The sequence below is a fragment of the Selenomonas sp. GACV-9 genome, from assembly GCA_900116485.1.
In the GTDB taxonomy this organism is placed as follows: domain Bacteria; phylum Bacillota; class Negativicutes; order Selenomonadales; family Selenomonadaceae; genus Selenomonas_A; species Selenomonas_A ruminantium_G.
This window is the reverse complement of the sequence record FPAX01000014.1, coordinates 1-15,088: the sequence shown is the minus strand read 5'-3', so window position 1 is coordinate 15,088 and position 15,088 is coordinate 1. Positions and strand designations below refer to the sequence as shown.

Annotated in this window: 14 protein-coding genes; 12 read left to right on the top strand and 2 right to left on the bottom strand. The window is 55.4% G+C overall.

Going from position 1 to position 15,088, the window contains the following annotated elements; translation table 11 throughout:
- Window positions 1–4: 4 nt before the first annotated feature.
- From BM322_RS10425 to BM322_RS10405, 5 genes are all read left to right on the top strand, one after another.
- Window positions 5–769: a hypothetical protein gene (locus tag BM322_RS10425; protein ID WP_075430243.1), complete on the top strand. Its 765-nt coding sequence runs from the start codon at window positions 5–7 to the stop codon at window positions 767–769.
- Window positions 756–2,117 carry a sel1 repeat family protein gene (locus tag BM322_RS10420; RefSeq protein ID WP_075430241.1) on the top strand — a complete coding sequence of 454 codons (1,362 nt, stop codon included), beginning with the start codon at window positions 756–758 and terminating at the stop codon, window positions 2,115–2,117. Before BM322_RS10425 ends, BM322_RS10420 begins: the two co-directional genes overlap by 14 nt.
- Before the next feature lie 156 nt (window positions 2,118–2,273).
- A complete protein-coding gene (locus BM322_RS10415) occupies window positions 2,274–3,530 on the top strand; it encodes a [FeFe] hydrogenase, group A (RefSeq protein ID WP_075430238.1) in 1,257 nt (418 codons plus the stop codon).
- Window positions 3,531–3,543: 13 nt separating this feature from the next.
- Window positions 3,544–3,849: an iron hydrogenase small subunit gene (locus BM322_RS10410; RefSeq protein WP_075430236.1), complete on the top strand. Its 306-nt coding sequence runs from the start codon at window positions 3,544–3,546 to the stop codon at window positions 3,847–3,849.
- Between the two features lie 16 nt (window positions 3,850–3,865).
- The gene (locus BM322_RS10405; RefSeq protein WP_075430234.1) at window positions 3,866–4,531 is read left to right on the top strand and encodes a cytochrome b/b6 domain-containing protein; all 666 of its coding nucleotides are present in this window, start codon (window positions 3,866–3,868) and stop codon (window positions 4,529–4,531) included.
- Window positions 4,532–4,608: 77 nt separating this feature from the next.
- On the opposite strand, the gene hydG is transcribed toward BM322_RS10405, so the two are convergent.
- On the bottom strand, window positions 4,609–6,024 hold the full coding sequence (gene hydG, locus BM322_RS10400) for a [FeFe] hydrogenase H-cluster radical SAM maturase HydG (RefSeq protein ID WP_075430232.1): 1,416 nt from the start codon (window positions 6,022–6,024) through the stop codon (window positions 4,609–4,611).
- On the bottom strand, window positions 6,017–7,093 hold the full coding sequence (hydE, locus tag BM322_RS10395) for a [FeFe] hydrogenase H-cluster radical SAM maturase HydE (RefSeq protein ID WP_075430230.1): 1,077 nt from the start codon (window positions 7,091–7,093) through the stop codon (window positions 6,017–6,019). The genes hydG and hydE overlap by 8 nt, the downstream gene beginning before the upstream one ends.
- 383 nt (window positions 7,094–7,476) lie before the next feature.
- On the opposite strand from hydE, the gene BM322_RS10390 reads away from it, so the two are divergent.
- The 7 genes from BM322_RS10390 (at window position 7,477) to BM322_RS10360 (ending at window position 14,632) form a co-directional block, all read left to right on the top strand.
- Window positions 7,477–8,787 (top strand): MATE family efflux transporter, encoded by a 1,311-nt coding sequence (locus tag BM322_RS10390; RefSeq protein ID WP_318254598.1) that lies wholly within the window; start codon window positions 7,477–7,479, stop codon window positions 8,785–8,787.
- 84 nt (window positions 8,788–8,871) lie between these two features.
- Window positions 8,872–9,813 (top strand): ABC transporter permease, encoded by a 942-nt coding sequence (locus tag BM322_RS10385; RefSeq protein ID WP_075430226.1) that lies wholly within the window; start codon window positions 8,872–8,874, stop codon window positions 9,811–9,813.
- On the top strand, window positions 9,810–10,658 hold the full coding sequence (nikC, locus tag BM322_RS10380; RefSeq protein ID WP_075430224.1) for a nickel transporter permease: 849 nt from the start codon (window positions 9,810–9,812) through the stop codon (window positions 10,656–10,658). Before BM322_RS10385 ends, nikC begins: the two co-directional genes overlap by 4 nt.
- A 2-nt stretch (window positions 10,659–10,660) precedes the next feature.
- Window positions 10,661–11,440 (top strand): ABC transporter ATP-binding protein, encoded by a 780-nt coding sequence (locus tag BM322_RS10375; protein ID WP_075430222.1) that lies wholly within the window; start codon window positions 10,661–10,663, stop codon window positions 11,438–11,440.
- Window positions 11,441–11,444: 4 nt separating this feature from the next.
- Window positions 11,445–12,203, top strand: a complete 759-nt coding sequence (locus BM322_RS10370) for an ABC transporter ATP-binding protein (RefSeq protein ID WP_075430220.1) — start codon at window positions 11,445–11,447, stop codon at window positions 12,201–12,203.
- 45 nt (window positions 12,204–12,248) lie between these two features.
- On the top strand, window positions 12,249–13,802 hold the full coding sequence (locus tag BM322_RS10365; RefSeq protein WP_143102230.1) for an ABC transporter substrate-binding protein: 1,554 nt from the start codon (window positions 12,249–12,251) through the stop codon (window positions 13,800–13,802).
- 80 nt (window positions 13,803–13,882) lie between these two features.
- Entirely contained in the window at window positions 13,883–14,632 is a 750-nt protein-coding gene (locus BM322_RS10360) for a class I SAM-dependent methyltransferase (protein WP_075430216.1), read from the top strand.
- Window positions 14,633–15,088: the final 456 nt, after the last annotated feature.

The window sequence follows — 15,088 nt, the reverse complement described above, 5'->3', positions numbered from 1 at the left end:
TGTGGTGGATGGAGTCAAACAGATCGTTTTTGCGAAACCATTCTTTTATGGTGATGGGATTGAGGAAAGGCTGGGGCATTATCTGATCCTGCAGAGATACAACTATCCATCCGTTCAGCGGATGCCTGCCATAGGCTTTTTCAGCCAATGGATACGTCAGGAGCGGTCGGACGGATATTTTTGCGAGGTTTTCCTGTGCTTGCTCAAGAACTGGGCTTTTTGGGGCGAGGAGTTCCTATTATGCCTGTTCAATAATTTCCATATCCTGACCGCCGGATTCCGGCAGCGGATCCTACAGGGGCCAATCTGTGAGGAATTATTTGAGGAACTGTTGGTCGAGGTGGAACGAGGCAAGGCAATATACTGCCGATTCGATTATCCATCGGAGGCATTGGCCTATGAGTCCATGGTGGATGGCCTTGAATTCCGGCTGCTGCGCAATAGTGATGAATATCTGCCAGTGATCTATACCTGTCGAGGACATGTCAATCTCACTGCCCCGGTATTGGGCGGGGATGGTGCCCTGCATTTTGGGATATTCAGGGGGAACGAAGTGTTGGCTTGCCTGGAGCTGCACAGTGTGTTCGAAATCTGCTATAGCCGGCCGGGGGCCCTGGTAACGCCAGAGATGCAGTTGGACAATGCACTGGTGCGTAAAGCTGTGTTGCGGTGGTTGAAGGCGAATGGCCTGGCGCAGATTTACGGACCATATTTTCCTGGTGATTATGAATACGTGCTTGAAAGGGATGAAGACAATGGCAGGCAGTAAAGATACGTTTTTCCGCTATGACCATGAGCATCATGCTTGGCGGGAAACAGATAAACCGGATCTTAGTCATGGAGATATCAAGAAGATACCATTTATCATCATCGTGCAATTCTATCATGAATGTCATGGAACACGTTGGGAGAAGGTATGGTGTCCTGAGCATCAAGCTTATGAGGCTATTGCTGGTTACACGGCAGAGGGGGTCAGGACAGAGACGGGGTGTGAGCTGCATGGCTGGCAGGTGCTCGTCAGTCATACGGTCTATCAGGTCTACTCGAATGAGCGGGAATTCGCTAGAGGAATCTTTGGCTGGCGGGTACAAGGATATCCGGATGGCGAATGCTGGGCGACAGAGTATATGGTGGAGATTGCCTTTCCGTTTGTCCGTTTCCATATGGAAGAGAAAGCTCCACAGCCGCCGCAGATCATACAGGCGCAAAAGATTCGCTTGCGTATCGATGGACCGGATAAGAATCCTTTGCCTGTATCCTTGCGGAAATGGCTGTTCCCAGAGTATGAAGCACCTCCCCAGCGGCAGCGCTGGACTTTCTCGCAGGAATGGCTGGAAAAGGAATTGGATGAAGAAGCGAGTTATTACCATGATCGCGCGGCAGATAAAGCAGGCTGGGAATGCTGCATAAATGGCTATAATTTCCGGCAGATAGGCGATAAGCGGGCTTTCGTGAACATCCGCAAGCATTATGAGGTGGGATATCTGCAGCCAGAGGACCTGCAGGCGAAGACCTATTTCTGCATCGAGCGCAATGGACGTACGCTGTGTACTATGGTGATCGATGGCAATCGCATCACAAGGATGGAGGATGTATGCCGTCGGGATGAGATCCTTCGAGTCAAGGTGCGGATCGTGATGCGCAAATGGCAGGAAATGTTCGGTCTGGAATATAATGGTGGTTTTACGCGGGAGGACCCTCGCCTGCTGGCAGGCCGGCAGTTTCATATAGGGCCCGTGCAGGATGTCGGCTGTTGGGAGGATACCAGTCTGCGCCGAATGCTGGCAGTGCCCGAAACAGAGCAGTCGGTGGGGTATTTCCTGCAGTTGTACCGCAAAACCTACGCCACTGATATCCTGCTTCGGGGAACAGTACCGCCAGAGGAGGCCGATGAATTGAGATACTTGCAGCATCAGTGGCCTTTTGCTGCAAAAATCTTCCAGGCGGCAGAGGCTGGGGAGCCGGAGGCGCAGTATGTCATGCATCTGCTGTATGCAGATGGCAATTTCGGCGGCTTTCCCCAGCCTTATTATCGGCAGAGTGCGGCGTGGTATCAAAAGGCATTGGATAATGGCTGGCGACTGACAGCGCCTTTTGTGGACGATGTAATCCTTTGATGCTGTTGCGGTTCATGGTGGGTTCATAGATTTTTTTGCATGAATATCCCCTGGGGGAGCTTGTTGCCCTAATCACATAAAATTATAATTTATTATAGGGAATATAGTTAATGATAATAATTGAGAACTGTTTGCAGGATAGGGAGGACGAAAGCTATGCCAAAAACTTATCAGGCGAATGAGCTCACCGGTATCATTAAGATCGATGCGGGGAAATGCAAGGGATGTGACACGTGCAAATCCTTCTGCCCGGCCGACGCCATTGATGGCGCCTACGGTGCAACCCATCAGATCGATAATGAGCGCTGTCTGCAGTGCGGACAGTGTCTGGTGAATTGCCCATTTGGAGCAATCGAGGATACCGTCGACGTAGTCGATGAGGTCATCGCAAAATTGAAGGACAGCAACACGACGGTTGTCGCAACCGTAGCACCGGCTGTCCGTGTCGCACTGGGTGAGGAGTTCGGGATGGAACCGGGCAAGCTCATCACGGAGCAGATGTATGGAGCACTGAAAAAAGCAGGCTTCAAAATCATGGATGTCAACTTTGCCGCTGACAACACGATCCTGGAAGAGGGAACGGAGCTCATCCACAAAATCCAGAAATACGTACTCAACCAGTCGGTGGAAGGGGAACTTGGACCTTTGCCCCAGTTTACTTCTTGCTGCCCGGCTTGGGTTCGCTATATGGAGCTCTATCATCCGAATCTGCGCCAGCATCTGTCGTCGGCGAAATCCCCGCAGGGCATGGCTGGCCCCGTAGCTAAGATTTACGGTGCGGAGGAAATCTGGCATGTGCAGCCGGAGCAGATTTTCTGCGTTGGCGTTTATCCCTGCACGGCAAAGAAACTCGAGGCATCCCGTCCGGAATTCACGGCGGCTGCTGATTACTGGAAGAAGAAGGGCCACACGGCAACCTATCAGGATACCGATGTGGTGCTGACGACCCGTGACCTGGCACGGCTGCTGAAGAAGCTCAATATCGATGTCCGCAATGTGGAGCCGGCTGAGGAGAAAGACAATCCGCTGGCCGAATACACAGGGGCAGGTACGATCTTCGGCGCCACGGGCGGCGTCATGGAGGCTGCTTTGCGCACGGCTTACTTTGTCCTGACTGGGGAGGAACTCGGCGAGCTTCACTATGAGCCTGTCCGCGGTCTCAAGGAGGTCAAGACAGCGGATGTTCCGCTGAAGCTCAAGGAAAATGGCCAGGAAATCACGCTGAAGATTGCGGTTGTCCATGGAACGAAGAATGTCGAGCCACTGCTGGCAGAGGTCGAGGCAGGCAGCAGCCCATATCATTTCATCGAAGTCATGAACTGCCCTGGCGGCTGCGTAAACGGCGGCGGGCAGCCAATCAATCCGATGGGCACGTCCTGGACGGGCAAGTTCAAGGCAATCTTGCCATGGTGATAGGAGGTACATCATGAACTATTCCTATAAAGAAAAAGAAGTGAAGATAAACCGCCGTGAGTTCCTCGGATTCGCTGGCGTAATCGCGGCAGTCCTTTGGACCGGCGCCTACACGGTGACGGATCTGATTGTCGATCGTAACAAATACATCAAGATGCGTACGGCGGGGCTGTATCAGGATGATGAGAAGCAGGCAAAACGCCAGAGCCATAATAACCAGAGCCTGCTCAACATGTACAAGAAGATGAACTTCCAGCCCCTTAGTCCGATGGCGGAAGAGCTTTTCCATACGCATTATGTAGACCGCAGTGTCCTGTAAGAAAGGTGGGATTGCGATGGATAACAACTTTAAAGGAAATGAACGGATCCTTCATCATAGCTTGCCAGTCCGCCTGTTCCATTGGTGCCTGGTCTTGGGCTTCCTGCCGGCAGGAGTAACTGGTGTCATCCTGTTTTTCCGCCCGTTTGGCGAGGCGGCAATGCATCTTTCCATGCAAGTTCATATCGTAGGCGCATGGATCCTCATGATTGCCTGCACGCTATTCTTCCTGCTCTGCCCCGGCCGTGTGGCAGCGTTCTGGCGCGAGGCCTTCCACTGGACGAAGCAGGATATTGAGTGGATGAAAGTCGGTGGCGGCTATCCGCAGAAAATGATTTTCCTGCAGGAAATTGATGTACCGCCGATGGGAAAGATCAACTCGGGACAGAAAATGATGGGTATCATGGTATTTTTCGGTACGATTCTCATCATCCTTACGGGCGCAGTGCTTTACTTCGCGCTGCCGCTGGTACCGAAAGAGATTGCCTACTATGCGGACCGCATCCATCTGATTGTGGGCCTTGGCCTGTTCCTTTGTATCTGCGGCGGTCATATCCCGCTGGGCATCTACAACTGGCCGGAGTTCTGCAGCATGTTCGGTGATGGCACCATCAACGCCAAGCATGCCGCACATCATCATCCGCTCTGGACCCAGAATGAGATTGAAAAAGTCAAAGACTGACAGATAATACGAAAGCCCCTATAACTGAGCGCTTAGCGCTCAGTTATAGGGGCTTTTTCATGAATCAATGCATGGCGTTAGAATCTGAAGTCGCGTTCGCCCTGCTCGATTTTCTGCAGGCGTTCGGCCAGGGTCTTGCGGGCGGCGGGATTGGTTACATCGGGGATGTTTTTCGCAATCAGTTTCTCGCCGGCAGCTTTGGTGGCTGGCGATGCGTAGTCTTCAAGATATTCTTTTAGGGTCATCAGGGCATTGGGCAGGCAGCAGTTCTGGATCTGCTTGGCTTTGCAGAGGGCCATGAACCGGTCACCGGTGCGGCCTTCACGGTAGCAGGCCGTGCAGAAGGAGGGCACGTAGTCCATATCGATGAGCCATTTCATGACATCGTCGAGACTGCGGGTATCCGAGACGTCGAACTGTGCCGTTTCGTCAGGGCGTTCTTCCTGGGTGTAGCCGCCGACGGAGGTGCGGGAACCGCCAGAAATCTGGGAGATGCCCAGGTGCAGGACGCGTTCACGGGATTTCTGGGATTCGCGGGTCGAGACAATCATGCCCGTGTAAGGGACGGCAATCCTGATGCAGGCAACAATCTTGGCGAAGGTATCGTCGTCGATGGCGTTGCTGAAGGTATTCACGTCGATATCGTCAGCCGGGCAGATGCGCGGTACGGAAATCGTGTGGGGGCCAACGCCAAAGGTTGCTTCGAGATGTTCTGCATGCATCAAAAGGCCAGCGTATTCGTAGCGGTATTTGTCGAGGCCGAAGAGTACGCCTAGGCCAACATCGTCGATGCCGCCTTCCATGGCGCGGTCCATGGCTTCCGTGTGGTAGGCGTAGTCGTGTTTTGGCCCCGTGGGATGGAGTTTTTCATAGGAATCCTTGTGGTAGGTTTCCTGGAACAAGATGTAGGTGCCGATGCCAGCTTCGTGGAGTTTGCGATAATTCTCCACTGTGGTGGCGGCGATATTGACATTGACGCGGCGGATAGCGCCGTTCTTGTGCTTGACGGAGTAAATCGTATGGATGGATTCGAGGATATACTCGATCGGGTTGTTGACGGGGTCTTCGCCGGCTTCGATGGCCAGGCGTTTGTGGCCCATATCCTGCAGGGCGATGACTTCGTCGCGAATCTGTTCCTGGGTGAGTTTTACGCGGGGAATGGTTTTGTTGACCCCGTGATACGGGCAGTAGACGCAGCCGTTGATGCAGTAGTTGGAAAGGTAGAGTGGTGCGAACAGCACAATGCGGTTGCCGTAGAACTGCTTTTTGATATCCTCGGCGAGTTTGAAGATTTCCTCATTTTTCTCGGGAATCTCACAGGCCAGCAGCACCGATGCCTCGCGATGGTTCAGGCCTTTGCATTCCTTGGCCTTGGCGATGATGGCGTCGATGAGCTCGGCGTTGTTTTTGTTCTGGTCAGCGTATTCAAGGGAGGCGAGGATTTCCTCGTGGTCGATGAATTCTGCGGCTTTGCTTGATTTCGGGTTATACACAGTAATGATCCTCCTTCATTTTGACATAGCGGACATTGTCGCCGCGGTCGACGGCCAGCTCACGGCCGACAGATTCAATTCGCTTGGTTAGGCAGACAATGCATTCGGCAGCTTCCTCCCCCGTACAGATCTTGTTATCGTAGAGCTGATATTTTTTCCTGACGCTCTTGGGGGATAGGTTGGGCATGACTACATTGGCCCCGGCAAGGATTCCCTTTTCCCGGCCGCGTGGGTCGATAGTACCTAAGGCAGTCGTAGCTGGCAGCAGTACATCGGGCAGCAGCAGCCGGATGAGACTCAGCAGGAACAGAGTCTCATTCAGGGTGCCTGCTGGCTCCTGGGCAAAGGGCGTTCCCGCTGCAGGGATAAAGGGGCCGATGCCCACCATCTCGGGCTGGAGCTTATGGAGGAAGAGGAGGTCTCGGGCCAAATCCTCCGGCGTCTGCCCTGGCGAGCCGACCATAAAGCCTGCCCCGGTCTGGAAACCGAGTTCCTTTAAGGTATGAAGGCACGCGTAGCGGTTTTCGGCACTCAGCGAAGGCGGGTGGAGCCTGTGGTAGTGCGCTGGTGTTGCGGTTTCATGCCGCAGCAGGTAGCGCTCGGCACCTGCCTGCCGGAATCGTTCATAGCTTTCTCGGCTCTTTTCGCCGATGGACAAGGTGATGGCACAGTCGGGATGATTATGTTTGAGCTGCTGCACCAAACGGCAGATCTTGTCATCGGTGTAGTAGGGATCTTCGCCGCCTTGCAGGACAAAGGTGCGGAATCCCAGCTGGTAGCCGGTGGCGGCACATTGCAGGATCTGCTCATCGGTCAGCCGGTAGCGCTGGACATTTTCGTTGCCCGCGCGGATGCCGCAGTAATAGCAGTTGTTCTGGCAGATATTCGTGAATTCGATAAGGCCGCGGCTGAAAACCTTATTGCCATAATATTGCTGGGTCGTTTCGACAGCCAGGCTGGCAGCATGGGCTTGCAATCCTTCGTCTGGATGGGCAAGCAGCTCGACGAACCCATCGAAGGGGAGGGTATGGTCTTTGGCCAGCTGGTCAAGCAAGTTCTTTCTGTTCATGATCTAGCCTCGGTTGATTGCTGAAGTTGGAGTTTTTTTCATTATAACATGGAAGATATGGAAATAGGACGCCGTACACATACTTATGCACGGCGTCCATATATCAGAGCAGACAAACGGGAAGTTATTCTCTGCCTATACATTCCAGCTAAAACAGTTGAGCCTCTGAATTAGTGAATGGAACATATCTTACGATTAGCTTCATTATAAAAAATATTAATGGACCTGTGCAAGCTCCCCGGGGGGATAAAATATGTATAAATTTTACATGATTAGGGAAATATCCCCCAGGGGGGCTTACGGCAGAGACTGATTACCAGTATGCTAAGGGTATTATGATAAAGAAATATTTATGGACACAAGCAGATAAGAAATATTTGCAGATGGCAATGCCCGCTGCCTGGGAAGGCGTCTTCATGATCCTGCTGAGTTCAGTCGACCTCATCATGGTCGGCGTGCTCGGTACGGCAGCGATTGCGGCTGTCAGCATCTTTACCCAGCCGCGCATGATGCTGCTGACGGTGGCGCGTTCGCTGGCCTCGGCAGTTACTGTGCTTACCGCTGAGCATTTCGGCGGCGGGCGCCGCGAGCAGGCCGCAAGAGTCCTGCGGCAGTCGCTGGGGTTGGGGGCGGCAGTCCTGTTGGTACTGCATCTGCTCTTTGGTGCATATCTGCCGTCGCTGCTGCTCTGGATGGGAGCAGCGCCTGAGTATCTGGCACTGGCTCTTGACTATGGCGGGATTGCGCTGGCGGCGGTCTATGTGACTTCTTTGACGGCCATCCTGCAGGCCATACAGCTGGGCTTTGGGCAGACGGGCACGGTGCTGCGGACGAATCTGCAGGGCAATGTCTTGAATCTCGTGGTCAATGCTCTGCTGATTTTCGGCCTGGGGCCATTTCCTGCACTCGGTGTGCGCGGTGCGGCCATCGGCACGCTTACCGGCACGCTCTACACGCTGGCAGTCGTGGGGTACAGCCTGTGGCGGCAGGGGATCCTGCGCGGCAGTTTCCTGCCGGATGCTGCCTATTTCCGCGAGCTGCTGCCTGTATTTGGCAGCATATTCTCGGAGCAGGGCTTTGAGCGTGCGGGCATGGTAATCTATACGCGCATGGTGGCGGAACTCGGCACGATTCCGTATGCGGTCCATGCAATCTGCATGAATTTCTGTGACTTCTATTACTGCTTTGCCGGTGGCCTTGGCAAGGCCAGTACGGTTATGGCTGGGCATGCCAAGGGGCGGCAGGATTGGGCCGCCTGGCGTGCCAGCCTGCGCACGGGAATCAAGTGGAGCTTGACGTTCTCGCTGGCGGCCTGCCTGCTCACGGTGGTACTCCGTGAGCAGATCTTTGGCCTGTATTCTCAAGAGGCAGCCATGCTGCCCCTTGGCTCGATGGTGCTGGTATTTGTTGCTGTGCTGAGCTTTCCCGAGGCACAGCAGATGGTCTGTGCCGGTATCCTGCGCGGCAGCGGCCGTTCCGCCCAGGTGGCGGTCTATTCCTTTGTCAGCATCGCTGTCCTGCGGCCACTGATTACGGCGTTCCTGCTGTATTCGCTTGGTATGGGCCTGGCAGGTGCTTGGTTGGCTGTGTTCATCGACCAGAGCCTGCGCGCTGCCTGCGCCTCCTTCCTGACCTGGAAATTGGCGCAATATCCCCCCGGGGGGCTTACGCAGCAGTTGGAAAATCGTATATAATGTGAAAAGACAGATTATTACAGGGCAGTACAGCAGAAGTTGTACTGCTTTCTTCTTGTATGTGGTTAGGAGGCAATAGCAGGGATGGATTATGCCCTTAAACGGTTTTTGCAGCTGATTCCCATCTTGCTGGGGATTACCTTTTTGTCGTTTCTGCTCATGTATATGGCTGGCAGTGATGCTGTGACGGAACTCTATACGAACCGTGGCATCGAGGTGGCCCAGGAAGTCATCGATGCGCGGCGCGCAGAGCTCGGCCTTGACCGGCCCTTCTTTGAGCAGTATGTGCACTGGCTCTGGGCACTGCTCCATGGTGATATGGGGGTCAGCTATGTCACTGGCGAAGCGGTGTTTGCGGCCTTCCTGAGCAAATTGCCGGCCACTCTGCTATTGACGCTCTTATCCGTGGTCCTGACGGTGGTCATATCGATTCCCTGCGGGATTGCGGCGGCCGTCCACCGCGATAAGGGGATGGATCTCTTGCTGCGCTTTGGCAGCTTTATCGGCAATGCGATGCCGAATTTCTTCGTGGCGATGCTGCTCATGCAGTTTCTGGGCATCCAGCTCGGCGTGCTGCCGGTCATCTCGAGCGGCATGGATGTGAAGAGTGCCGTGATGCCGACGCTGACACTGGCCATTGCCATGTCAGCAAAATACCTGCGGCAGGTACGCGGAACCGTGCTGGATGAACTCAACAAGGAGTATGTACAGGGGGCTATGGCCCGTGGCATCAGTGACCGCGTCATATTATGGAAGAATGTCATGAAGGCCTCCATGCTGACGATAATGACGCTGCTTGCTCTGTCCATCGGCAGCCTGCTCGGCGGTACGGCTATCATCGAAAGCATATTCATGTGGGATGGGGTCGGCAAGCTGGCTGTCGATGCCATCAATATGCGTGATTACCCAGTGATACAGATGTATGTCATGTGGATGGCTATCATCTATGTCATGATCAATCTGATGACGGATCTCTTGTACCATCGGCTCGATCCGCGCATCCGCATGGGGGGGAGCAGACGATGAGCGATATTACGATACGCGTGCAGGCTGTGCGGCGTGACCATCTCCAGCGCAAACTGCTGGTCTTCGGCGTGCTGGCAGGTTTGCTGATCGTTGCTGCCTTTTTCAGCAGCTCCCTTTGTCCCTATGATCCTTATGAGCAGAACCTGGCCATCGCCAAGGCGGCACCGTCAGCGGAGCATTGGCTCGGGACGGATCGTTATGGCCGCGATATGTTCTCGCGCGTCATTGCGGGGAGTTATACGAGTATCTTCTCGACACTTCTGCTCGTCGGTTTCATCTCAGTGTTTGGCAGTCTGGTGGGCATTCTCTGTGCCTGGTCAGGCCGGTGGATCGATACCATGGTGATGCGTGTGTCCGATATGTTCCTGGCCTTTCCGGGGCTCGTATTTGCCTTGGCCGTGGCGGCTGTGCTGGGCGGTGGTGTCCAGAATGCCATCGTCGCCCTGGCGGCCATCAGCTGGCCGAAGTATGCGCGGCTTGCACGCAGCCAGACGCTGGCCCAGCAGGAGCGTCCCTACATGCAGGCGGCAAAGATGGCTGGCTGCGGGACGCTGCGCATGATCCGCCGTCATCTGGTGCCCAATATTGCCGGACCGATACTGGTGACGGCAATGCTCGACATCGGCACGATGATGATGGAGTTGGCGGGCCTGTCCTTTTTGGGGCTCGGTGCCAAGCCGCCTATCCCTGAGTGGGGCAGCATGATGAGCGATACGCGCAACCTGCTGGCGACACAGCCGTGGGTGACGCTGGCGCCGGGCTTTGCGATATTCTTTTCGGTCATGATCTTCAATCTGCTCGGGGATACGGTCCGTGACTGGCTCGATCCGAAGAACAGGAGGTAATCATGGACGAGATCATTCGCTACGACCATGTAGATGTCAGCTATAATGGCAGCTGCGTGGTTCACGATATAAGCTTTGGCGTGCAGCCGGGGGAGATTCTCGGCATTGCCGGCGAGAGCGGCAGCGGCAAATCGACGTTGCTGCGGGCGGCCATGGGGCTGCTGGGCAGAGACGGTCTCGTCACGCGCGGCGACATCTGGTATCAGGGAAAATCCCTGCCGGATCTGTCGCCGCGGGAGATGCGCGTTGTCTGTGGCGCAGGCATCGGCATGATCTTCCAGTCGGCTGGCAGTTCGTTCTGTGGAATCCGCACCGTGCGGGCGCAGCTCTGGGAGATGATGCAGGCCCATGGCATGACCGATGCGAAACTCTTTGAGGAGCAGGCCTGTGACTTGTTTGCTCGCTTTGGGTTCCAGGAGCCGGAACGGATCCTGGCAAGCTATCCCTTTGAACTGTCGGGAGGCATGCAGCAGCGCGTGGGCGTTGCTGCGGCAATGCTGCTGCGGCCTAAGGTGCTGCTGGCTGACGAGCCGACGTCAGCGCTGGATGTCTCGGTGCAGAAACAGGTCATCGAGGAGATGCTGCTGGCCCGTGAGCTTTTTGGGACGGCCATCCTGCTGGTCACGCACAACCTCGGCGTCATCCGCGTCATGGCGGACAAGATGCTCGTGATGCGTGAGGGGCAGGCTGTGGAGTATGGCAGCACAGACGAGGTCATGGCACGGCCGCAGGCAGAGTATACCCAGAGATTGCTGGCGGCTGTGCCAAGGCTCAGGAGGTGAGAGTTTGGTTCCGGTATTAGAGGTGGAACACCTCAAGAAAGTCTTTGCTGCGGATAATGCGCGGGATCTGCTGGCTGTTGATGATGTGAGCTTTGCTGTCCATGGGGGCGAGAAGGTCGCCATCATCGGCGAGAGCGGTAGTGGCAAGACCACCGTGGCGCGCATGATTGCACGGCTCACCGATGTGACGGCTGGCAGGGTACTGCTTCAAGGCGAGGACATCACGCAGCTGACGGGCCGCAAACTGCGGGAGCAGTACCGTAAGATGCAGCTCGTGTTCCAGTCGCCTGTGGATAGCTTCGACCCGCGCTGCACCCTGGGGGATGGGATTGCCGAGGCGCTGCAGAACTTCGGCTGGCAGCGGCGCGAGGCCTGGCAGGAGACAGAACGCCTGCTGGTATTATGCGGCCTTACGGCGGAGATAGCCGCGCGTTATCCCCATGAGGTCAGCGGCGGTCAATGCCAGCGGGCGGCCATTGCGCGAGCGCTGGCCGTGCAGCCGCAGCTATTGATCCTCGACGAGGCGACATCAGCACTCGATGTGACCGTGCAGGCCGATATCCTGGCCTTGCTCGCACAGCTGCAGCGGGAACTGTCCCTGGCGTATCTGTTCATTTGCCATGATATCGCCCTGGTGCAGGATTTCTGTGACCGCGTGCTGGTCATGCACGCGGGGCGTATCGTCGAGGAGGGCACGCCGGATGCGGTAATTGGCAATCCGCAGCAGGCTTATACGCAAAGGCTTATCGACAGCGTGTTATGATGGCCATTCCCTTTTGAGGAAGGTAGATATAGGAGGATGATGACTATGAAATGGAAAAAACTGGCGGCTTTGGCCGTAAGTGTCAGTCTTTGCATCGGCGCATTTGCCGGCTGTGGCGGCAATCAGGCAGCTAAAGATGCAGGGGGCAAGACGCTGACCATCGGCGATACGACGTTCAACAGCTCGAACGAAGAGCCCGATGTCAATCCGCACAATGCCTATGCTGGCTGGGCCTGCATCCGCTACGGTATTGGTGAGACGCTCATCAAGTATTCGGATAACATGGAAATCCAGCCCTGGCTCGCCACGAAGTGGGAGAATGTCGATCCGCTGACCTGGAAGATCACGCTGCGGGATGATGTGACCTACTCGAGTGGCCGCAAGCTGGATGCTGCCTCGGTCAAGCAGTGCCTTGAGCATCTGGTGGCTGAGAACAAGCGCGCCAAGCAGGATCTCAAGCTTGCTTCAATCGAGGCAAATGGGCAGGAGCTCATCATCAAGACGACTGAGCCCAAACCGGCCCTGCTGAACCATCTGGGTGATCCGTATGCCTGCATCATTGATGTCGAGGCTGGCTTTGACAATGGCATCGTTGCCGGCACGGGCCCGTACATCGTGACTGATATGAAACCGGATGACCATCTGACCCTCAAGAAGAATGAGCATTACTGGGGCGGTACGCCGAAACTCGACAAGCTGACGATCCGCACGATCACGGATGGCAACACGCTGGCCAACGCCCTGCAGTCGGGTGAGGTGCAGGCCGCCTATGGCATGGCGTACGAGAGCTATCCGCTGTTCCGCAATGATAAATACACGATTTCCCAGATCTCGACGTCGCGTTGTTTCTTCGGCAAGATGAACTTCAATCCGGACTCGGTCTGCGCTGATCCTGCGGTCCGCAAGGCAATCTCGATGGGCATCGACAAGGAAAACTTCGTCGCAACGCTATTGGAGGGCAATGGCTTCCCGGCTAATGGCGTGTTCCCCGCAGGGGCTGTCTTTGGTGGCGACAAGGTCAAGGCCGAGAAATACGACCCTGAGGGTGCTAAGGCCGTCCTCGAACAGGCTGGCTGGGTGGACACGGATGGCGATGGCATCCGTGAAAAGAATGGCCGCAAGCTCGTGGTCAAATGGCTGACGTATCCGAGCCGCCAGGAGCTGCCGCTGCTGGCTGAGTCGGCACAGTCCACGCTCAAAGCCATCGGCATTGAGGTCGATGTCAACAATACGGCCGATCACAACCAGCTGCTGAAAGACCCGAAGAACTGGGATGTCTATGCCATGGCCAATGTCCAGGCACCGACTGGTGATCCAGAATATTGGTTCACGGTATTTGCCGTATCGTCGGCCACGAAGAATCAGGGCAAATACCAGAATGCAAGACTCGATGCTCTTGAGACGCAGCTCAGCCGCGAGTTCGATCCGGCCAAGCGCGCAGAACTGGCCCTGCAGATGCAGCAGGTAGTGCTCGATGACCATGCCTTCGTGTTCTGCTCCTTCCTCAAGATGAGCATGATCGCAAAGGCCAATGTCAAGAACTATACCTCACATGCCTGCGATTACTATCAGGTCACGGCTGATCTCGATGTAGAGTGACATCCCCCTAGGGGGCTTACGCTGCCGCTGGTTATCCGCTACAATGATAGCAAAGGGATGATACAGAGGAGGGACACGCCATGCAGGATGCTTTGCAGAACGTGATAGAGAATGAGGACCGGGAGCTCTCGCGAGAAATCGAGGGCTATTGGGATGCGCGCAGCCATGCTTTCAGCCAGACGCGCCTGAAGGAACTGGCCGGGCCGAGTGCTGCTGCCTGGACACAGGTGCTGCAGGCACGACTGCCCCAGGGGCGGCCGTTGCGCATCCTCGATATCGGCACAGGAGCCGGCTTTTTTGCCATCCTGCTTGCGCGGCTCGGGCACCAGGTGACCGGCATCGATATGTCGGCTGATATGCTGCACGAGGCAAAGTGCAACGCACTGGCCGCAGGCATATCGGCAAGATTCCTCAAGATGAACGCGCAGGAGCTCGACTTTGCTGAGGACAGCTTCGATGTGGTGGTGAGCCGCAACCTGACTTGGACACTGCCCGATGCTATGGAGGCCTATCGTCAGTGGCAGCGGGTCTTGAAACCGGGGGGCCTGTTGATGAATTTCGACTCGGATTATGGCCAGGAACGGTTTTCACGCAAGGAAGATCAGGAAAATGTTCACGCCAACATCAGCCAGGATCTGGTGGATGCCTGCAACAAGATCAAGGACGCCGTGCGCATCAGCACCCATCGCCGTCCAGCCTGGGATGTCGGGTTCTTGCAGGAGCTCGGCATGCAGGTAGAGTGGACGGCCGATATCGCACCACAGGTCCATAACGATCCGTCCATGCACTATGACAATGTTCCGTTGTTTGCGATTTACGCGTACAAATAAAAGATAGTATTGATTGCCCCATAAGTCAGAGGTTGCAGCTGGCTTGTGGGGCTTTTTGCTAAATAAATTGCAGTTTGTTTGTTAGTGCGAGATTACAATAAGCTTGCTACAGCTCAGCTTGGGCGAGGGTGGGTGCACTTTTTCTCCGCTCCGCTAAATGACCCGCGCTGGTGTTTAAGTACGTATTTAGTTACATGCGCCGGGCAGGCCGGCGGCGCGCCAATACATCTTAGCGTTCTTGTTTATACCTACCGCGTGCCATCCCTCACTGCGTTCGGGCAATCGCTCCGTCTACGAAGAAAGTGTACCCACCCTCGCCCTCCGTTATGTTGGGATAATCCTGCTCTGTTCCGGCGATAGGCTACGGATTACATCGATGTGCTTGTTACGGGAGAAACGATTCGTACAATCTCAGATTTCCGTTACCAAAGGGGCGAACGGGGTAGTGCTTCTTTC